The sequence below is a fragment of the Acinetobacter guillouiae CIP 63.46 genome (genome assembly GCF_000368145.1).
Classification (GTDB): Bacteria; Pseudomonadota; Gammaproteobacteria; order Pseudomonadales; family Moraxellaceae; genus Acinetobacter; species Acinetobacter guillouiae.
On the sequence record NZ_KB849286.1, the window covers coordinates 58,725 to 78,038 of the forward strand.

Genomic DNA, 19,314 nt, shown 5'->3' on the forward strand with positions numbered 1-19,314 from the left:
CCGCCTTAGGCGGTTATCAATAATTAATAGGATTTATAGAATTCGGTCTATATCACCGCGTAGCATGATTTGAAATTGATCTGTAAGCTCAGTGGGTTCAGATTGTTTAACTGTGCGAATTACCCAAACTGGATGCATGGCTGCATGCGTATCAAAAAAGATTACATTGCCATTCGCCCAACCTGTTCCCCATCCCTCTTTTTTAATTTTGAAGTAAGGTACACTTGTAACCGGGTTAATAGGTGCATTCTCGCTGTTGATGTTGCCAGTTCCGATTTGACCTGAATACTGACCAATGATTCTAAAGTTTGTATTATCAGTAAAAACGAGTGCCCAGCGTTCTTGAATTGCGCCCTTATTCGTCATCACTAAAGGATATAGCGCATCGTTATAACGTGCTGAAATGGGTGCACCTGTCGGCTCATCAACCCACATATTGCTCCAAGTGCCTTGTGAGAACATATTTGAATATCGAGCATACATATCGCCTACAACCATTGCAGATCCAACAATAGTATTTTTAGCCTCATAGTTATGTGTCAAAGGTTTGGTAAAAGTAATCTGCCCACTGATTTGTACATCACGAATTAAACCCATATCCTGATAACGATATTCAATGCTTAAAGGTGGAGTTAGTGCATTTACGGCGAAATCTCCATTTAATGTGACCTCACCATAATCGTAGTCTACAACGTACATATCGAAAGGAACTTTCACGCCCTTACTGTCTTGAAGCTCACACCAAGAAATACGCTTATCGTCTAAAAGATAGGTTTTGCCCGCAATATGATCAGGCATTACCATAGATTTGGCGGCACTGACGATGCCAATATCACCAACTCGGAATATAGGTACACGACCATTCGGGGGCAAACGTGTAGCAGATAGGCCCAAAATCGAAGCATCAAGCGGAATATAGGTATAAGCCACGGCATTGTATTTCACCGAGTCCGGAACAACCCAAACAGGCACATTAATGTACTTCTTATTCAGTTCTTCATATTCTAAAAGTACGTCATACCAGTCTTTAGCTTCAATTTTTGGTCTATTCGCTTCAGTAATTTCTGTCTTGGTATAGAAATCAATATCTATAAAACCAGTTTCATAATTTACTGAACCATGCGCTTTTGCTGTATCCACTTTTCCCAGTTCATCAAACTGGATGGTCAAAGCACCAAATTCAACCGTACTTAATACCACTGTTACTGACGATGGGCGAATGGGTATGACAGGAATTCTAAAACTGATATGGTTTAATTCGATTGCATCAGTAGTCGTGGTCAATGACTGTAATGAAATAGCGTTACCGCTAGATGGCGTCCAAGAATCTAGTTCAACATCGCCTGTTCCATAGTTGATGGATCCTGAGCTAATTCCTGTATTTGAAGCGCTATTTATGTTTCTAAATATCACGCCATTTCGATCAACATAAACATCATTTCCCAATTTAAAACGCACTGAATTGGTCAAGACCTGTTCGCTAAACTGTGGGGTTAAATCCACTTTCAGCTTATCAGCAATAATTTGTTTTTCGTTAGGATTTAACTCAGGTGTATCTCGATATTTAATGTTGATATTGGTCGGATAATATGATTTTAAGAGCTTTTTTTCAGATTGAATGGATTCTGTTTGTGGAGAATAGTAGCCCATTATTTGCTCCATGACTCAAATACTTGATAGGTTTTTTGATATATCAATACTTCTAAAAATGGCTTAATCAGTACAGTACCAGTTATATAGTTGATGGTCCCGTGGGTGTTGCCTAACTTGTCATTCAAATTTCCCGTTGTATCATCAACTTTTGAATCAGTTAATACCAATTCTCCCCAATGCTGGTTAAGTTGGTCTTGTAACTCCATTTTTAACTCAATACTGCCTGCTTGAAGCGCATTGCCCGTTCCTACATTAAAACTTAACTCCTGATCTGTTGATGGCGATGTAATTAAGCTTTGATTTAGAGGGAAACCACTGTTGTAATTGATGGTAAACACCGTACCTTTTTGCGGTAATTGATTTGGAATGAATCTGCCCACGCCCGTCGCATAATTAATCTGACCTGTTGCATCACCTGTAAACTTGCCTTGTGCATTACTCGTCGCAACTTTTTCAACATCCTCAAGTTTCCACTTCACCATTACACTATTTGCCGCTACCGCCTCACCGAGTTGAAGCTCAAAGCTTGGGCTATCAATGGTTAAGTTTGAGCGTACAAAAGTTGAAATCGGTGTACACCACAACACCAGGATATTACTCCCCACGTCCGCAAGTTCACCTGTAGTCAGCAACCATGATCCTGTTTCATAATTGATTGAGCCAGATCCAATAGACGTTGCCCCAGCTTTAAGTTGTCCAGATCCATCGTCTTTAAGTTCATAAAACTTACCTTTCACCATGAAAGATACAGAAACGCTACCAGGTGCAGGAGGCGGAATTAAAACACCTGTCCAGTTTGAACCCTGATTTGCTTGAGTGACTTTAATAGATTGGCTCTGTGTATTTTGAGTTGGTGCAGAAGCAGGTTTAAAAGATACATTTAAATTCAATGATCCTGTACCTGCTGCACTGGTCCATTGAATTAAGCCTTTTTGATAATCAATTGTTCCGACTTGTGTACCTGAGGTTGTTTTGAGTAAGCCACCTATATCATTTACCTGTAGATTAAATAAAGTGAAGCTCACACTTGATGGCATGATGCTTGAGCCCAAATAGAGATTTTGAGCTTCGGCAACATAGGTTGGATAACTCGCTGTAACAACCCCATCATTACCTGGCACCAATGCTACTTTTTCACCTGCAGCATTTACATCAATGATTGAAGTTTCGCTTTGAGCACTTGGGATAATCTGAGTAAATACATCCTGGACATTGACTGTAAACTCACCCACTTGAATTTTTTCAGTGGCTTTGGTCGAAGAATAGTATTTACCAGTATCTGCTACCAATGTCTCACGGATGATCGTTGTGGATTTTTCACCGCCATACCAACTTTTTGCAGACAAGCCAACAAAGTCTGTTTCAAGCGGATCGCTAATACTATAAGTCGCAATCTTATATTCGATTTCTTTTAACTCGATGACAATCTTTGAAATACGAGTTTCAACTTTTAAGATACGAACATATTGCTCGTGACTATTTACCTTACCTTCATTTGAAACCAATACAATCGCATCACCAACATTACTTTCAGTTTCAGTGGTAAACATACAAACTTGAATCTGTTTCATGCCCTGCCAAAGCGTATCAAGTGGTGTACCTGCGATTTGCCCACCTTTAGCAAGATATGACTCAACTCTGTTTTGCGCTGATTTTCGCTCATCCGTATAACTTCCTGTGCTGAATAGCAAAGCAGATACTGCAGGATCCTTGGGTGTTTCAGAAATAAAAACTGTAGAGCCCATTAATAGATCCGTATCATTTGTCGATACAGCAGGAAAAACTTTGCGCATCGATACGTCACCCAGGGTACGGTCCAATTCTGAGACATCATTGAAGAGGTTATTACTTTGGCCATCAATAATGACCTGGCCAGAATATTTTCCGCCCCCGTTATCTGTATCGGTTAAACGTTCCGACTTATAAATTACAATGTCTTTGGTTTCAATCATCGTTTAACTCCAAGAATCGCATTGTGACGTTGTAATAATCATCTTCAGATACTGTTGGAAGGCCCTTAACTGGCTTGGCTTCAATTGCCCCTGCTTCATGATTAAACATAACTTTAAATTTTCGCTTGTCATGTGGGTAATCAAACTCAAGATAAAAATGCTCTTGAAGTGCTGACCAGTCCATAATTTTGCTGAGTTCACGGCGTTTCACCCACCCCATACTTGCCTCTGAAGGGATTAAAGTGATTAGACGCCCCGCCTTTTTCTTACCCTCTTGAACAATCAAAGCGCCATCAATAGCTCTATCTTGTTTTTGCTCAATAGGATTCCAATCAAATTCGTCAGACCATAAAAAACCGTTCTCTAAAAGAACGGTTTGATTTGTCGCTTTTCGTACTAATTTCATTTATTAGCTACCTTTATTAATGGTTTCCAGCTCACTTAGAATCGAATTAAGATTTGATTCTGTTGATGATGAACCATAGACAGTCGCCTTATTTTTTCCAGTACTGAGTTCATATTTCACGGTTTTAGAACTTTCTGTATCTAGTGTTGCTGCTGTTTTGCTGGAATATTGACTATAGCGCTCCAATTGCTCACGGACATAGTTTGCATTTGAAGTACCGCCACCACCTCCTGAAAACGCACCCACAACATCCAAGCCATTTTTAGCAAGCCATGAAGTAGATGCATTTCTATATCCACCTCCTAACTTAGATCCATCAAGAATAGTCCGCGCAATTTCAGCGGCATTTTTATCGTCATAACCCATTGCTTTTAACTCTGCTTCAACACCACTTTGATCAAATGCTAAGCGTGTTTTTTCACCACGAGGTGTAGCATGTATTCCACCTGTTTGAGCATCGAGCGCCTTTGCCCAAGCTTCAGATGAAGAGTGAGCTTCTTCACGAGCTACATCACCTAAATCCCTGAAGCTTTGCTGTGCATCATAAGTCGCATTGCTGACTTTTTGCATAGAGATTTCCATTTGAGATCCTGCATCTACAGTCACCTTGCCCACTTCATTTACGCTAGATGCCAATCCATTTGCAGCCAGTTGCCCTTCATACCAAGCGATTTTGGCTGCATTCCCTGAAGCATATATTTTGTCAGCCATATTGATTAAAGCTTGTCTGACCTGCTCAGCCGAAGCAGTACCAGATTGCTTCATAACATTAAAAGCTCTCATTTGAGAGTCTGCAATCTTAGACGTCTCTTCTTTAGATGTTACTCCAAGCAATTTGTAGGCTTTTTCAATTTCAGAAATATTTTCAGGGATTTTCCCATTTATCTGATCAAGATATTCCATGCCTATTTGGACTTGTTTTGCAGATAGCACACCTTGTTTTTCAAATGAAATTAGCTGTTGTTTAGCAGCCTCGATTTCCGCTTGGTTTTTTGCTTTTTCAGCCCACTTTTCCCAACCTTGATAAAGTGCATCAGTTGCTTGGGTGCCCTTAGCGCCCATTGTAGTTAGGCCATTTGCATAATTATCCAAATGGACTTTATTGGCAGCAAACTTTTCAGAAACTCTGTTTAGAGCAACATCCAAGTCTAGGCCTAGAGCCGCAGCTCCTTTTCTTGCCTTGGTTATAGTGTCATCTTGAACTTCGACAGCCTTTGTTCCAGCGCTCATAGCTGAAACAATTACTTTGCCAGTCTCATCGAATTCAGCTTTAAGACCTTGAAGTGCTAATTTGGCATTTAATACTTTCAAGGCTACTTGACCTGCGGCATCTCCTGATTTAATTGTGGCCTCTGCAACTGCCTGTGCCGCTTCAATTTTTGCTTGATTAAGTTTGGTGCTCTCTGCTTGATAAGCCTTTTCTTTAGCATCAAGATCAGCTAGACCTTTGGTAGCAAGATCTATAGCGGCTTGATTACCAGTTTTCCGCGCTTCAAATAATTGCTGTTCAAGCAAAACCCTTTGATCGCTAATAGCCTTGTAATCTACTACATGTTTTGCTTCTTGGGCGGCTAACTGATCTAAAGTAAGCTGATTTTTAGCTAAGGTATCTGCATTCCTTTGTTCTTGGGTTTTGCCAATCTCTTCATATGCTGCAATAGCTTTGGATTTAAATTGCATTACACCATCAGAAGCTTTTTGATAATACTCCTCTGATTTGGCCTGCATGGCCTGCATGTTTGCAATAGCTTCCTGCTTAACATCACCCCATGTAAATTTTGAAACTAAATTTGACCATGCTGAACCAACAGAATAAAGCGCACCCACGAATAGATTGATGCCAATACCTATTGCAGAAAATCCATCACTTAAAGCACCAATTACCACATTGATAGCTTGAAGTGTTTTAGTAAACCCATTTGTCTTATCATTCGCAGTATCAACACCACTGTTGAAACTAAAAATTTGCCCTAATACTGTATTTATCGCATCAAATGCCGCTTCAAATGCATTACCTGCAGTTGATGCTAATTCTTTCAATGCATCATAAGCGCTAATCAATGCAATTTTTAAGGCTTCAATTGTTGCAGGATCAATTTTCTTAAGCTGATCTCCTAACCAAACAAAACCTTCACTAATATCATTAAGAATGATATCTAATTCTTGAATGTTGTCAGCAAGCAACTTGAGCCATTGCGCAACAGAAGCAGATGCACCATTTGCCTGATCCATCTTGCCAATTAATATCTCCCAACTGGTTGATATGCGCTGTAATGCATTACCTATTGTTAATGGAAATTTATCGTAAGTTGCCTGAACTGATGCTGATTGGCTTTGAAGGGCTTTTGCTACACGCTCTGAAGAAAGCTCACCTGCTTCCGCCATTTTACGCAGTTCACCAGTGGTTACACCTAAACCTCTTGCCAAAGCCTCAGCTAAACCGTAACCACCCTCCATAATGCTGTTAAATTCTTCACCGCGAAGTACACCACCTTGCATGGCTTGAATAAATTGAGTAACCGCACCATCAGCTGCTTCCGCTGAACCGCCACCAATTTTAATTGCTTGAGTTACTGTTTTTGTTAGGTCTAGCGCTTGTTGTTGCGTCATCCCCATATCTTTACCAACCGCATTGAGGCGAGTAAATAAATCGGCAGTTGTGGTGAGATTAGAGTTTGTAGCAAGTGCAACTTGGTGAACACCTGCCATTGCTTGATTAAAGTCTCCACCATCTTTGGTAGCTATATTAATTCGTGCTGAAAGGTTTGTGTATGAGTCTGCTGCTTGTGCCAATCCTTGAACACTCAAACCAACACCAACAGCCGCCATCGCAGCAACTAAAGCATTTACTGCAAATTTAGCGCCATTCACACCTTGTTGTAAGCCAGCTGTATTGGCTAACAGGTTTAAGCGAAAATCCATAGATCCTGAAGCCATACATTCCTCAACTTTTCTACAAGCAATAAAAAACTGCCAGCAGGCAGTTATGGTTTTGGGAGTATTAAAAAACCTCCAAATGGAGGCATAATTTAGATTATTTGTATTTCAGTATTATCGATTAGAAATAAAGCTCAATAAATTTAAACTCTACTTGTAACAATAATCCATTAATACCAGAGCTTTATCCATATACTTATTACTTAATTCACTACTGGTGTTCATTTTAAAATTATTATCCTGTGCAAATGCTAGAAACCCATCAATTGCATAATCATATGAAGTATTTAAGCTTAATTTCATTGCATTATCACAAAAATTTGCAGGCTTTCTCTTTTCTAATTCTCTCTTAAGCCTCTGAAGTTCGGTTATAGGTTGGCTTAATGCGATCCTAGGAGTTGATGAAGCAATTTTAATTGAATCAGACCATTTGCCAGAAAGTTGGGAATAGAAATTTTTACCATCATTTGGAATTTTTCCAGATTCAATAATACCTCTAGCTTCTGCAGGATCTATTTGTATCTTAGATTGCAATTCTTTAATTTTAGAACGAACTTCTTCTTCATGCTTTTCATTTTCAATTTTTTGTATTTGTGCCTTTTCTGCCTGTATTAATCTTGCCATATCTTCTTTATTGCTTTTATTGATGAAATATCCAACCAATAAAACAATAATAAGCAGAGCTCCAAAAGCATATTTCAAAATCATTGCTCCAAAACAATTTTATAGACCACATCTCTTACTATCGTTATAGTATATTTATCATTATCAACTACATAGCTCAAATTAAAGGCTGAACGTGGAATTCGATGATAAATTCTTAAAGTGAAACGTTTCTCTGATTCGGGATTTCCTAATACACTTTTTACATCATCAATCGAACTACCAATTTCTATTGAACCAGTAGATGTTTTGATGGATTTAACCTCTGTTCCTGCAAAAACAAAACTTGAAGCAAAAAGCATAAAAGCTAATAATATTTTTTTCATAAATATCCCCTTATTATGTGAACAGGATATCTTTTGAATGTTTATTGTGCAATGTGAAATTTATGAACCTTTCATCTCGTTTGAAAATTTCTTATAGCCATTATTGTCTGCATGATATGAAACACGCATTGTACTTCCAAGGCTTAATAATGAATTTCGTTCATTACGTTGCGCAGCTTTTAAGTATTCAAGGAAGGCACCAAAACTGTAATTTAAAATATCTGTGTGACGATGGCCCTTACTAATCAAAAACTGGAAAGAATCAAACCATGTGTTTTCTGTTTTTTCAGTAGATTTTTTCCCATCTTGCTGATCAAAGTAGGCTTTATTAATCGTTAATACATCTGAAAAAATTGACAGAAATGTATCTGCATCGGTATTCATGATATTTGAATAAAAATTGGCATCATGAATTGTTGTAAGTGAGCAAACCATAATGGCTGCTACAATGTGTTGTTTTACAATTGATTCAAGATTTTCATTTGAATAATCTTGTTTTAAGTCTTTTCGAATCATTTCGGCAAACTGCGACCATTGATCCAAGTCTCTTACAGTGATTTGCTTGATTTCAATATCTTCATTAAATACAGATCGATTAGACGCTAAAAAGAATTCATTCATTTTAAATACTCGAAAACAGGCACAAAAAAAGACGCTTATGCGCCCCTGTGCCTGTTGTCTTAATTACGCTACTGGAATTGTCACAACATGGCCATATAAACCAAGTGTAGGATCTAAGCCTTTTTCAGTGTCTGAAAGTGATTGACCTGAGATTTCGTATTGACCTAACTCTTCATGGATCAATGGGAAAGTGGTTTCAGGTGATTTTTTAGTACGCCACAAACGTACAGCAATATTTTCACCTGTTGCAGTATTAACTCCTTTAAAGAACAACTCGTATTCTTTATTGAATTCACTCGCGATCGTTGTGTGACTTACTTTACCAGTAGTGAAGCTGGCTGTTACTGGGTCCGCAATTAACTCATTAAATGTAATCGTACCAAACACTGCATCAAGCGTATATTTATCAGCTGCGATCGTCGTAGATCCCGTTTTAAAAGATACTTGAGTTAAGTTGTAGCCATCAAGTTTAATTTCTTGGCCTACTTTAATTGTTCCAAGTCCTTGGTCTGTAACTGTAACACTGGCAACCTCTGATTTCATACCTGACAAGATGTATTGCAGATTGGCTTCATCCACTTCTTCAAGCTGCCCTTTGAAATTAACACCTGTTGTTTTGGTTAATACAAAATCTGTGGTCCGTTGTCCTGATGTGCTTTCTTGGTGTTCAACTTGGTCTGTTGTGATTTCAAGTTCGAATTCAGGAACGTTACCAAGATGACGCATACCCCCAGCAACACCATTCGTAATCTCAGATAGATAAAATTTACCCTGAAGCGAAATATATTTTTTAGCCATCTGTTTTGACCTCTTTGGCTGGTTTTGTTTGTGCAGATGGTTTCACTTCTTCAATGATCTTATCTGCTTCTAATCGTTTAATTTGTTCATCTGAAAGACCACCAATAGTGTCACCTTTTACAAAGCGGCCTACAGGCTGTAAAGCTTTATATGTTTTCATAGTCACCATGATTTAATCATCTGTGCTTCAAATAAGAATGGGAAAAATGCCCGTCCTGCAGTTGTCTTACCTATAGGCACTCCAGCATCCACACGCAGAAATCGTTTGTATCCGACAATCTGCGGTTGGTAACCTTGCATTGCCGTAAGAATTTTTCTGATATATGGGTCAGCTAATTGGCGAATCGACATAGTTTCACTAAGTTGAGCTGATGCATCAGAAACACCAAGCGCGATCAACCACTGTTGATAAATTGCATTGGCTTTGCCATCTCCTGATGTATCAGAGATGCGGTCACCAACATAGATAATGCCTATACCCACATCACCAATAAGACATTCAAAAAGATCATCCACATTGAACGGCGTAACAACTTCATCAATATCAGGTAGTTCAGTTTTAATACGCTTCAAAATATCCTCTTCAAGCGCAAAATAGTTATCAATGTTTTGCATCAGTTAAAACCTTGTATAAATATTCTTCAATTTCAAAGAGTATTTCTTGTGAATCATCAACAGAAATTCCCATAAATGGACGAGGTGGGATATACACGGCCTTAACCTTTACCCAACCACCTGTTGGTGTTTTAAAAGTTAAATACTTACCTGATTTTGGTTTAATCGTGCCCCCAAAATGCAAAATAGGTGCATATTTAACATTTGTTCCAACACTAATCGTATTACCCTGAACCTTTGCGATAATTGAATTATGCAATCGACCAGTATCACGTAGAGTTTGCCCACCTTGGACTTTAGCTCGCCATGACTTTTTCCAAGGCTTATTATCAGTGCCAATTCCTGTGCGAATTCTTTGTTGCACATTAAATTCGAGAATATCTGAGATATCCTGCCAAAGTCCCGATGGATCCTCTACACGATCAACAACTCGTCGCATAAACTCCTGCAACTTATTTTGACCATGCATCTGTATAGAGTCAGTCATATCAAATACTCGGCATGTTATCTAAAATACTGTCTGAGAAAACTCCCCCTTTATACGTTGTACCAATTGGCATAGTTTTCGGTGATGTATTTGCAATAGCCGTCTCTTCTTCACCAGATTCATTGATGATTTTGATTGTCAGAATTCCTCTACCTACTGATACTCGCTCTAGAAACGAAATTGCATCTTCATATCGTTGACGCACTTCTTCACTTGCCTTCGTCTTCCAAAGCAAGTATCGGGCAATATCACATATATAAATTTTGAGATTTTCAGGAACTTCAGGTAATGGGATTGGGTACTTCAAACCGATATATCCGTCGGCAATATTTGAAGCATCTTGAATTGCTGATTTAACAGACTCATTAGTTGTTAAAGCTTTTTCTAATCGATTGATCTCTAACTCACCAAAGCGCAAGACCAGATCTTCACGACTTGCATACTCAGACATATATCACCTATTTAGCTGATTCCTTTGGCTTCGCAGCAGGTTTGTTATCTGCAGATTGAGATTTTTCAAACTCGGCTACTTTAGCTTTTAACTCAGCTACTTCAGCTTCTGCTTTATTTTTAGCTTCTGTAAGCGAAAGTTCATTTGCTTTCAACTCTGCATTTTCTGCAGCAAGCGCAGCCATTTGGGATGCAAAGTTACTCTCTTTAGGCTGTTCAATGGCTTGCTCTTCTTCAATAGCCCCAGATGCTAAAAGGGCCTGAAGTTGTTTAGCTTCAAGCCCTTTGATTTCATCACCTGGTCGAAAGTGACCAATGGATTGTTTTGCAATGTATTTAGGCATTTGAGCCTCCTTGAGAAATAAAGCCAGTACCGCCACACACGCCATTTTTGTTAGATGGCACTGCAAGTGGCGCTGATTCAGTCATCAAGAAAATTCCGCTTGGATCTTCGTTATACCACTGACGATCAAAATATTTAGCCACTGCCCCATTTGCTAACATGTTTTTAATTTTACATTGTGCAATTGAGCCTTGGGTATCTGAGATAGCACCAAAATAATCATCAGGGATGAAGCGTTTTAAACCATTTTTTAAACGGTAAGTTGCATCATAAACCCACAATTCTTTTTCATCCAAATAGCCTTTAAATGAGGCACCTTCTTGAACATTCAAACTTGGCTTATAAGGTACGGCAATACCAGCATAAGGTTTCACAAAACGTTCTTTGAATTCTTCATTATTTGATAAAGCCGCCCAAACCTTTCCTGACATAAGGTAGAGTTTAGAAGCACCACCATTTGCATCAAGCAGAAGCTTTTCAATAGCTTCGATATCGGTTACAGGTTTAGCACCAGCCTGATTCCATGGAATTAATGGTGTAAAGTTCAGGGACGCATCACGTTCATAATCAACCATGTTATATTCATAGTCATCAGATTGAAGTAAATACTTTCCTTTGAGCAATAACTCCGTTGCCATCAATAAAACAGAGTTATCAATCGCATCATGATTTCGCTTCATAACTGCAATTTGAGCAATGACCATTTTTTCCTGATCAGATAATTGCTGACTTCCTGTAGAGATGATCCCTGCAGTACGTAAACGCTCCATTAAGGCTTCATCAAATGAGGTTGCAGGCGTCACCATGTTTTTTGGTTTGTAATACGCTGGTTGAACAAATTCGACCTTTGCTGCACGTTTAGTATCAAAAGGCTTACCAGGTTGATGTGGGGATACTAAGGGTGCAAGATCATGCACTGTATTGATTTCTGCAAGTGGGACCTCATCACGGTCAAATGATGGACGATTTGGGAACAGCTTATCTAACAGCCAAGTATCCATTGGCTTATAGTTTGTGTGAATAATTGCAAGCTCACCAACATCAAGTAATTCAAGTGGTGCGCCATTGACAGTAAAAGACTGAGGCATTGTTTAAAATCCTTATACTTTTGAAAATTCGATTTTGTTTAGAGTTGCTTTTGCACGTGCCGCATCATATTTAGATGACTCTAAATATTCCCCAGCAATTCGCACAGCTTCGATACTGAATACACCACCAAAATAAATTGGAATTTCAATTCCATCAGCTGCCATTTGGGTTGCTTGTTGAGTAGTTACATCTTGGCCACATACAACATTCCAAGTTTTTTCATCTGTTGCATGAGTGACCACATTGGAATCAGATAAAATCAACAGATCCCCAGCTTTGTAAGCCGTTGCAGTAGTCACCTTGGCATTTGCACGACGAAGTTTTTCAACATCTAGATTGAATGGGCGTGATTCTCGGCTCACGTTTCCTAAGTAGGTTTTATTGCTCATTTATTAAGCCCCTTTGTTCTGGCCAGCGAAGGCTTGAGCACCAGAAGTAAACTTGTGAGGTTGATCTTGATTAGGTGTACCACCTTGACCACCAGTCGCTTGGTGATTGAATAAGTGTTGCAGTGCTGGATTTATTGCAGGAATAGGTTGCTGTTGTTGTCCTGCTGCTGGTTGTTTTGATGAGAACTGACGAAGTTGTTTAGCCATAAAACTAAAAGCAACATCATCCATATCTGTATAGGCCTTAGTGTCATCAGCACTGAATTGAGTGTTTAATTCAATTTGAAGTGCTGCAATGTCTTCAGTACGTTTTTCAGCTTTAAACTTTTTAAGTTCAGTTTGTGCTTGATCACGTTCTTGCTCTGCTTTAAGACGAGCAGCTTTCTCTTGTTCGAGTTCGCTCATGTTGGTGTCCTCTTGTGGAGTTGAGTTTGTTTTACCTGAAAAGGCTTGAATTGATGTCTGAGTGTCGGCTCCTACACCACAGATTGTGATTTCGTGGACTCGTACATTTCTAAAAACATGCAGTGGCCCTGTGAATTCCTGACCATTTACTGTGATCGTCTTACCTGCAGATATTTCCTCAATACTGTCAGGATCTGCCCACCAAGACATTTGAAACGGATATTCTTCATCTGCGTCAGTAACAATTTCTTGAGCACGTGGATTAGATAGGAAGTGACCCTTAGCTTTGAATTTATTGGTTGTTTCAAATTCAGTTGCCACCCCTACACGAAGTCCACCAAAATGTTCTTCAACTAGACCAATCTTTGGCTTTAATTGAATATTTTGAAGATCAATAACTACTCCACTTCGGCCCCAGTAATAGTGGTTATCAATTCGTCCACCGCTATATACTTCTGCATCAAATGTACGGCGCTTCTTCGTATCATCTTCATTAATCGAAATTGGTACGTTTACGGCTGTAAATTGATGCTTCAGATGTTCTTTCAATTCATCTGGCATTTTTCATGCTCCAATAAAAAAACCACCCATTTGGGTGGTTTTGGAATTACATATTTAGTTACTTGTATTGAGTCGCTGTATTTAGAAAAAGTCCAGCAAGGGACTCATCCCAATTTAATTCGTCAGTTAAAAAGGATACGCTCAATATCTCCTTATTCTCGAACATTAACCAGAAATTTAAAAAAGCAGAAAAACTTAATCGCCAGCCATTTTTGCTTATCTTTTCCTTATGATTTCTTGCTAATGATTTCATAAAATCAATAAATATTTTTGTATCCTTGCTGTTGAACCACTCCTGAGTATTATCAATCTTAAAATGTTCGATAAGCTTGGGATACTTCGCGAATCCATATTCAGGATCTGGATCACCCAAAAAACCAACATCTAACACTTTATAATATAAATTAACTAGATCTTCTGATTGGGTTAATGTTTTAAACACCTTACTTTGACTAGGGCTTAGCATATTGTGCCTCCTTAAAACTAAATCTCGTAAAGTTAATCCAATTTTCGCGCCCATGTAAATTAATATTTTTAAGCCAAACTAAATAACATATTATTTCTTACAAACAACCTCGTAGCATCCTCATTTGTACGCTGTAAAATTACCGACTCACTATTTACCTCAATAACTTTAAGATTCAAATCTGGTGCCAATAGAGCCCCATCCAGACCTTGTATTTTTGATAGATCAATTGCATGGCCTTTCATATCTAAAATTGTGATTGTTTTGCCCGCATTCTCAGCTGTTTTAAACAGAGTAGGTGTTTGAATACCGATTACATTACCTTTTTGCAAGTTGAATGAATCAAAACCTTTGATATTGTTTCCAGTAAGTTTGTTTTTGAGATTCTTTGCAAATCCAAGCATCGATTGAAATGAATCATTCATCCAATCCCAAATAGACTTTGATTTTCTATCAATACCTTTCTTGGTTACAGCATCTTTCAAAAGTTCGGTCAGATTCTCATCTTCAGTTACAAGCTCTACAACAAAGCGCGGTGCTGACGGTGCTATATCTTTGCCACTATCAATCACTGTATCTAAAAAATCATCTAAGATTTTTCGGTTTGATTGCTCAAGTGGTTTAAAAGCATCAACGATTGCCCTTTCAACATCTTGCTCAAGCAAAGCAGTATTCTTAATATCAAGAATTTCTGATGAGTATGAAAGATCCAAAAGTTTGTCTGCTATTTTTTGATCAAGTACTTCATTTAAATTCGAGCCCCAAGTCGCAGGGTTAAAACTCCAACCTAAATTACGTGCAACCTCTGGTAGATCCTCATCTGAAGTAATGCCGTATTTCTCAGCTTGCTTCTTAGTTAAAGCAATCACATGGCAACGACACATAAAATCCCACGGCGGGTAATACAACGTCCAAAATGGATCATCAATATGCCTAATGATGTTGTTTAACTTAAGGTGAGTTGGTCTTACCCGGCTATCATTAATCGCAACATACATTAAATATGGTCGTGATTCCTTGTTAGCCTGTTGCTGTGTCCATCTACCATGTGCATAAGCCATCTGCATGTTAGTACGGTAGATATTTGCTAGGTGATGATCTGAGAGTTCAATGCCCTCATCAGCTATATGTTTCTTAAACTCATCAAAAGTTGAACCATCTTCAGTTGATTTATTTACCAGCTCCAAAACAGTCTTAATTCGATCGATAGAGGCCAATCGACTTACTGTAGCGGAGTAATGCCTTGTTTTAAGATCAAGCAAGTAAAACTCTTCAGGTAAAACGACATTGCGACTGCGCGCATATTTCAAGGCTTCTACATAATCAGTCATGTCTATTTTCCTTGCCTGGCATGTACATATCCCATCACATCAGACATAAACAACGCTCTCGACATTGTGAGTTCAAAATCATCCACTGATGAACCTTTAGTTGCTGAATACAACTTAGATATCAATTCGCTTGTGTCCGTTGATTCAGATACGATTACTTCAAGTTCTGATTCAGATAACAGAACCTTAGGCTGATTTTTAGCAATCTCTTCAAGTTCAATCTGTTCAGGCTTTAAGTTTTGACTATGAGCTTTAAAATTGAATGAAGTTTTAGAGAGTGCATGAAATTGTGGAGTAGGTAATGTGTTAGCTTCACTCGCAACAGCCACATCGCCATCTTGCAATCCATATTCACGTTGGAAGTACTGCGGAGTAAGATTAGCCCCTGCATTCTTTAAATGAGCATCTCGTTCAGCTTGATCTTTATTTAGTGGTTTAGGTTTTTCGCCTAAAATAACTTCATAATCCCCCCAGTTATTTAATGTACAAAGAGCATTTACAATTGCCTGCAAAGTAGGAGTAATTAATCGCATATCAGATTTTAATTTATCAAGACGAACGTTTTCATGAACCAAACCTAGTGCTCTGCTCCCAGTCCCATCTGTACCACTCGTAAGTGTTTGCCCTAATACAACCTTTTGGATCTGACGGATTAACTGATTATTAAATGATTCAAACGATGATCCTGCTGTACCACTACCAGGTGTGGAAAGCATTTGAACATCATCTTTCCCATCAATTGACAGTACACTTTGAGCATGTGCATTTAACAAAGCATTATTCATATCAGTGGTCGTTGTATCTTTACTATTCACTTTCCCAAGTAAAATGGGTGTTCCAAAACGCTCTAAAAACTTCGCCCAAAATTTAAAGCCATTCTGTTTAAAGAAAAACAACCAATACAGAGTAGCTAATAAGGATTTACCATAAGGATTCTCATAAGAAGCCTTACGTCTTGTTAAAAAGAATTTAAAAGTTTGATCAACTTCTTTTTCAGCATATGTTCCATCCTGACGGTAGATTAAACGTCCATCATTTTTAGGTTCAAACCATTGCATTGGCTTTTCACCGATCCACTGAATACCTATGTAACCTTCAGGCTTTAACTCATATACAGCCTCTTGTACTGAATAACCAAAGAATAATGCATTTAAACCACAAGATACGATTTCGTAATACCACTCTTTCACTGTGAGATTAAGAAGCTCAGATTCAGGAGTATCATTTGGTTCAACACGAAAAGGGGCTGCAAGCAAAGCATCTAAACGAGTTTCAATTGTTTGAGCGATCTCATCATCATCGAGCATAATTTTAAGCTTATGACGTTGAATACCTGCTTTTCTTAACACTTCATCTGTATCGGGTTGTCTTCCAAAGTTTACTAAAAACTTAGTTACCGCTTCCTGAGAATACAAATTCCCATAAGACAAAGCCTTTTTTGACGCTTTGTCCTTTTTTGACTTTGTCATATTTGCTACCTATTTATTAAAAAATTCGACTTCCAGCACCTGCAGGTTTTTTACCTTTTCGTCCCTGAACTCCACTAAAGCAGATCATTACACTATCTGCTCGGTTAGGTGATGAAGCACCATCAGGTTGCTTATTTACTAGAATTTTTCCAGCACCATTTTTGGTGTATGTGGGTTGTGATAACTCAGTAACTAATGCCTCTAACTCCGCCTTTGGTAAATCCTCACTAGATAAAGAAATTATCGAATCAGGATCATATTTCATTCCATTGAGCGCTCTATACGTATTTTGGAATCGCAATCGTAATGACCACCAAGCTTGTGCTTTTAAATTTGCAAAGAAATCTACATTCTTTCGAGCCTCAACCATCTCTTCATCTGGCTCAAACACAGCACCTGAACCTCTAAACGGATCCGCTTGTATTAATTTGATTCCTTTCGCTTCGTTTTGCTCATTAATAACTCTCGCATCACCACGCACACCTGCACCAAGCCCATCAGCATCATAAAGAAACTGGTTTAAATTTCGCTCAATGCTAATATCTATTGTCTTTTGTGTAGTTCCAAAAATATCATCCCCAACACCAGACCATGTATCTAGATATTGCAGCACTACACCATGTCTATCCGCAAACGAGTTCTTATCTTTACCCTCATCAGCTACATCAAGGCCGCCTATACGATCGCCTGAAGGTCTAATATCAAGATTAATATGAGCATCAATAGATGCTTGTACCCATGCACTTGGTATCAAAACACCTTCAACAGAAGCGGCATAGTTAATATCTACCTCTTGAGCAAGGACAACATCATCAAGTGTGGCTAATTGCTTTTCATACCATGGAAAAATCAACTTACCACGCAATTCAACTTGCCAATTTTTATCTGGATTCGCGCGCCATGGCATAGTAAATATTGGATATCGTCCGCTAAATCGATCTCGATAAAAACGATCACCAATACCGTTGGGTGTTGATCCTTTGATATGAACGTTTGTATTTTGTGATATTGCTGCATCTACCGCTTCTTGACGCTCGACAAATGCCCATTCATCAAGAAAGTACATTGTAGTTCGTCCACCACGGCCAATGTTGTCACCCGCCTCACCCGTAATTGTTGCACCATTATCAGGATTGATGATACGCATGTAATTATCATGCACTTTTTCAATAAAGCCCTTTGGCTTCATCCACTCAGGCATTTTACTGAACATATCTCGGATTTTATGAAACAGCGTTTTAGGGTCACCCTTTTTATCAACCAACTCTTCCTTACGGCTTCCTACACCGCCAGCAAAACCCTCAACAAATAGCCAACGATGCAAGAAAAATCCTAATACAACATAAGACATTCCCTCATCACGTGATTTTTCAATCAAGCCATGTGTTTGAGTGTTTTCACGTTCAAGCAACCAATCAACAAGCTCAACCTGTTTTGGACGTAACACAAAAGGAAGATTTGCGGGTAATCCGTATGACATACCACGGGGATCATAAGTCCAGATCCAATTGTTAAACCAATGCACTGGATCAGTTCGGCATTTATAAAGTTCAGCCTGTTTGCTTAATTCGTTTTGCTCTGTCACCGCTTTATAATAATAACGGCGGCTCATTTCCCCTATCACATCAGGCAAACGTGTATTGATTGTCCATGTCTTGATTAAGGGTGCAATTTCATCCAGTGCATAAGTCATAACTTACCTGTAATTGCTAAACGTGAAAGTTCTTGCGGGGTCATTTCTGCAAGTTCTTCAGGGCTTAATAAGATTGGTTGAGTTTTCTGTTCAATCTCAGTTTTAATTGCTCCACCATTTGCCCCTGTAACCTCTTGTCGAGTTACACGGCCATCAGTTTCTTGAAATGCTTGCTTAAGCAGATTTTGTTTTAATCGCTTGTTTTTACCTGACTCGTTGTACATTTTTTGAAGTTCGTTAAGGCGAAATGCTTTGTTTGCAATTGCAATATCTTCAATATTTTCTCGGAAGTCCTTGCGTGTACGCTCAAACAACTCTTTTAATTTTTTGCTTAGATTACGCCCAGCCACTTTTGTCGGGTCGTAAACTGCAACCTGTTGCCTGGTTATCTCAATATTAAAATCTTGCTTTACAGCTTCGACTACTTGTAAAGGGGTTTCAAAGCAAGCAAGAGACTGAACTATAAAGATTTTCACAGGCTCTTTTAGTGCTGCCATAAACTCACCTTCGTATAGCTACGTATAGCAAAATAGATAAAAAAAATCCCCTATTAAGGGGATGCTTGATAAATAATAGACCTCTTACAAAAGTCAAAAAATGATCAGGTGTCAATGTTGATTTTATTAAGTTTCATCAATTCTAAAGCTATCATTTATCCAA

The 19,314-nt window shown here is 38.6% G+C and carries 21 protein-coding genes; all 21 read right to left on the reverse strand.

Translation table 11 applies throughout. The annotated features are described in order from the left end of the window. Window positions 1-33: 33 nt before the first annotated feature. The 21 genes from F981_RS18725 to F981_RS18820 all read right to left on the reverse strand — a co-directional run bounded on the left by F981_RS18725 (window position 34) and on the right by F981_RS18820 (window position 19,151). On the reverse strand, window positions 34-1,650 hold the full coding sequence (locus tag F981_RS18725; protein WP_004724446.1) for a hypothetical protein: 1,617 nt from the start codon (window positions 1,648-1,650) through the stop codon (window positions 34-36). Continuing rightward, a complete protein-coding gene (locus F981_RS18730; protein WP_004724447.1) occupies window positions 1,650-3,605 on the reverse strand; it encodes a hypothetical protein in 1,956 nt (651 codons plus the stop codon). The genes F981_RS18725 and F981_RS18730 overlap by 1 nt, the downstream gene beginning before the upstream one ends. Then, window positions 3,598-4,011 (reverse strand): hypothetical protein, encoded by a 414-nt coding sequence (locus tag F981_RS18735; RefSeq protein WP_004724448.1) that lies wholly within the window; start codon window positions 4,009-4,011, stop codon window positions 3,598-3,600. The genes F981_RS18730 and F981_RS18735 overlap by 8 nt, the downstream gene beginning before the upstream one ends. A gap of 3 nt (window positions 4,012-4,014) precedes the next feature. Beyond that, entirely contained in the window at window positions 4,015-6,948 is a 2,934-nt protein-coding gene (locus F981_RS18740) for a tape measure protein (protein WP_004724449.1), read from the reverse strand. A 150-nt stretch (window positions 6,949-7,098) separates the two neighbouring features. Further along, window positions 7,099-7,656, reverse strand: coding sequence for a hypothetical protein (locus F981_RS18745; protein ID WP_004724452.1), 558 nt, complete (start codon window positions 7,654-7,656; stop codon window positions 7,099-7,101). Beyond that, window positions 7,653-7,937 (reverse strand): hypothetical protein, encoded by a 285-nt coding sequence (locus tag F981_RS18750; RefSeq protein WP_004724454.1) that lies wholly within the window; start codon window positions 7,935-7,937, stop codon window positions 7,653-7,655. Before F981_RS18750 ends, F981_RS18745 begins: the two co-directional genes overlap by 4 nt. A gap of 60 nt (window positions 7,938-7,997) precedes the next feature. Continuing rightward, window positions 7,998-8,558 (reverse strand): hypothetical protein, encoded by a 561-nt coding sequence (locus F981_RS18755; protein WP_004724456.1) that lies wholly within the window; start codon window positions 8,556-8,558, stop codon window positions 7,998-8,000. A gap of 63 nt (window positions 8,559-8,621) precedes the next feature. Beyond that, window positions 8,622-9,356, reverse strand: coding sequence for a phage tail tube protein (locus F981_RS18760; RefSeq protein ID WP_004724459.1), 735 nt, complete (start codon window positions 9,354-9,356; stop codon window positions 8,622-8,624). Further along, window positions 9,349-9,525: a hypothetical protein gene (locus tag F981_RS24015; protein WP_004724460.1), complete on the reverse strand. Its 177-nt coding sequence runs from the start codon at window positions 9,523-9,525 to the stop codon at window positions 9,349-9,351. Before F981_RS24015 ends, F981_RS18760 begins: the two co-directional genes overlap by 8 nt. Next, a complete protein-coding gene (locus F981_RS18765) occupies window positions 9,519-9,971 on the reverse strand; it encodes a phage tail terminator protein (protein WP_004724464.1) in 453 nt (150 codons plus the stop codon). Before F981_RS18765 ends, F981_RS24015 begins: the two co-directional genes overlap by 7 nt. Further along, window positions 9,958-10,458, reverse strand: a complete 501-nt coding sequence (locus tag F981_RS18770; RefSeq protein WP_004724466.1) for a phage virion morphogenesis protein — start codon at window positions 10,456-10,458, stop codon at window positions 9,958-9,960. The genes F981_RS18765 and F981_RS18770 overlap by 14 nt, the downstream gene beginning before the upstream one ends. A gap of 1 nt (window position 10,459) precedes the next feature. Beyond that, the gene (locus F981_RS18775; protein WP_004724469.1) at window positions 10,460-10,909 is read right to left on the reverse strand and encodes a gp436 family protein; all 450 of its coding nucleotides are present in this window, start codon (window positions 10,907-10,909) and stop codon (window positions 10,460-10,462) included. Window positions 10,910-10,916: 7 nt separating this feature from the next. Next, window positions 10,917-11,252, reverse strand: coding sequence for a hypothetical protein (locus tag F981_RS18780; protein WP_004724470.1), 336 nt, complete (start codon window positions 11,250-11,252; stop codon window positions 10,917-10,919). Continuing rightward, window positions 11,245-12,339, reverse strand: coding sequence for a major capsid protein (locus F981_RS18785; protein WP_004724473.1), 1,095 nt, complete (start codon window positions 12,337-12,339; stop codon window positions 11,245-11,247). The genes F981_RS18780 and F981_RS18785 overlap by 8 nt, the downstream gene beginning before the upstream one ends. A 12-nt stretch (window positions 12,340-12,351) precedes the next feature. Further along, a complete protein-coding gene (locus F981_RS18790) occupies window positions 12,352-12,729 on the reverse strand; it encodes a hypothetical protein (RefSeq protein WP_004724474.1) in 378 nt (125 codons plus the stop codon). A gap of 3 nt (window positions 12,730-12,732) precedes the next feature. After that, the gene (locus F981_RS18795) at window positions 12,733-13,695 is read right to left on the reverse strand and encodes a hypothetical protein (protein WP_004724477.1); all 963 of its coding nucleotides are present in this window, start codon (window positions 13,693-13,695) and stop codon (window positions 12,733-12,735) included. Between the two features lie 58 nt (window positions 13,696-13,753). Beyond that, window positions 13,754-14,161, reverse strand: coding sequence for a hypothetical protein (locus F981_RS18800; protein ID WP_004724479.1), 408 nt, complete (start codon window positions 14,159-14,161; stop codon window positions 13,754-13,756). A 68-nt stretch (window positions 14,162-14,229) separates the two neighbouring features. Continuing rightward, window positions 14,230-15,492: a phage head morphogenesis protein gene (locus F981_RS18805; RefSeq protein ID WP_004724481.1), complete on the reverse strand. Its 1,263-nt coding sequence runs from the start codon at window positions 15,490-15,492 to the stop codon at window positions 14,230-14,232. 2 nt (window positions 15,493-15,494) lie between these two features. Then, the gene (locus F981_RS18810; RefSeq protein ID WP_004724483.1) at window positions 15,495-16,961 is read right to left on the reverse strand and encodes a phage portal protein family protein; all 1,467 of its coding nucleotides are present in this window, start codon (window positions 16,959-16,961) and stop codon (window positions 15,495-15,497) included. A gap of 16 nt (window positions 16,962-16,977) precedes the next feature. Beyond that, window positions 16,978-18,654: a terminase large subunit gene (locus F981_RS18815; protein WP_004724485.1), complete on the reverse strand. Its 1,677-nt coding sequence runs from the start codon at window positions 18,652-18,654 to the stop codon at window positions 16,978-16,980. Continuing rightward, window positions 18,651-19,151, reverse strand: a complete 501-nt coding sequence (locus F981_RS18820) for a DUF2280 domain-containing protein (protein ID WP_004724486.1) — start codon at window positions 19,149-19,151, stop codon at window positions 18,651-18,653. The genes F981_RS18815 and F981_RS18820 overlap by 4 nt, the downstream gene beginning before the upstream one ends. Between the last annotated feature and the right edge of the window lie 163 nt (window positions 19,152-19,314).

Excerpts from the sequence above, each read along its gene's own strand:
- F981_RS18725 (WP_004724446.1), bottom strand. The coding sequence starts at position 1,650 with ATGGGCTACTATTCTCCACAAACAGAATCCATTCAATCTGAAAAAAAG.
- F981_RS18730 (WP_004724447.1), bottom strand. The coding sequence starts at position 3,605 with ATGATTGAAACCAAAGACATTGTAATTTATAAGTCGGAACGTTTAACC.
- F981_RS18735 (WP_004724448.1), bottom strand. The coding sequence starts at position 4,011 with ATGAAATTAGTACGAAAAGCGACAAATCAAACCGTTCTTTTAGAGAAC.
- F981_RS18740 (WP_004724449.1), bottom strand. The coding sequence starts at position 6,948 with ATGGCTTCAGGATCTATGGATTTTCGCTTAAACCTGTTAGCCAATACA.
- F981_RS18745 (WP_004724452.1), bottom strand. The coding sequence starts at position 7,656 with ATGATTTTGAAATATGCTTTTGGAGCTCTGCTTATTATTGTTTTATTG.
- F981_RS18750 (WP_004724454.1), bottom strand. The coding sequence starts at position 7,937 with ATGAAAAAAATATTATTAGCTTTTATGCTTTTTGCTTCAAGTTTTGTT.
- F981_RS18755 (WP_004724456.1), bottom strand. The coding sequence starts at position 8,558 with ATGAATGAATTCTTTTTAGCGTCTAATCGATCTGTATTTAATGAAGAT.
- F981_RS18760 (WP_004724459.1), bottom strand. The coding sequence starts at position 9,356 with ATGGCTAAAAAATATATTTCGCTTCAGGGTAAATTTTATCTATCTGAG.
- F981_RS24015 (WP_004724460.1), bottom strand. The coding sequence starts at position 9,525 with ATGGTGACTATGAAAACATATAAAGCTTTACAGCCTGTAGGCCGCTTT.
- F981_RS18765 (WP_004724464.1), bottom strand. The coding sequence starts at position 9,971 with ATGCAAAACATTGATAACTATTTTGCGCTTGAAGAGGATATTTTGAAG.
- F981_RS18770 (WP_004724466.1), bottom strand. The coding sequence starts at position 10,458 with ATGACTGACTCTATACAGATGCATGGTCAAAATAAGTTGCAGGAGTTT.
- F981_RS18775 (WP_004724469.1), bottom strand. The coding sequence starts at position 10,909 with ATGTCTGAGTATGCAAGTCGTGAAGATCTGGTCTTGCGCTTTGGTGAG.
- F981_RS18780 (WP_004724470.1), bottom strand. The coding sequence starts at position 11,252 with ATGCCTAAATACATTGCAAAACAATCCATTGGTCACTTTCGACCAGGT.
- F981_RS18785 (WP_004724473.1), bottom strand. The coding sequence starts at position 12,339 with ATGCCTCAGTCTTTTACTGTCAATGGCGCACCACTTGAATTACTTGAT.
- F981_RS18790 (WP_004724474.1), bottom strand. The coding sequence starts at position 12,729 with ATGAGCAATAAAACCTACTTAGGAAACGTGAGCCGAGAATCACGCCCA.
- F981_RS18795 (WP_004724477.1), bottom strand. The coding sequence starts at position 13,695 with ATGCCAGATGAATTGAAAGAACATCTGAAGCATCAATTTACAGCCGTA.
- F981_RS18800 (WP_004724479.1), bottom strand. The coding sequence starts at position 14,161 with ATGCTAAGCCCTAGTCAAAGTAAGGTGTTTAAAACATTAACCCAATCA.
- F981_RS18805 (WP_004724481.1), bottom strand. The coding sequence starts at position 15,492 with ATGACTGATTATGTAGAAGCCTTGAAATATGCGCGCAGTCGCAATGTC.
- F981_RS18810 (WP_004724483.1), bottom strand. The coding sequence starts at position 16,961 with ATGACAAAGTCAAAAAAGGACAAAGCGTCAAAAAAGGCTTTGTCTTAT.
- F981_RS18815 (WP_004724485.1), bottom strand. The coding sequence starts at position 18,654 with ATGACTTATGCACTGGATGAAATTGCACCCTTAATCAAGACATGGACA.
- F981_RS18820 (WP_004724486.1), bottom strand. The coding sequence starts at position 19,151 with ATGGCAGCACTAAAAGAGCCTGTGAAAATCTTTATAGTTCAGTCTCTT.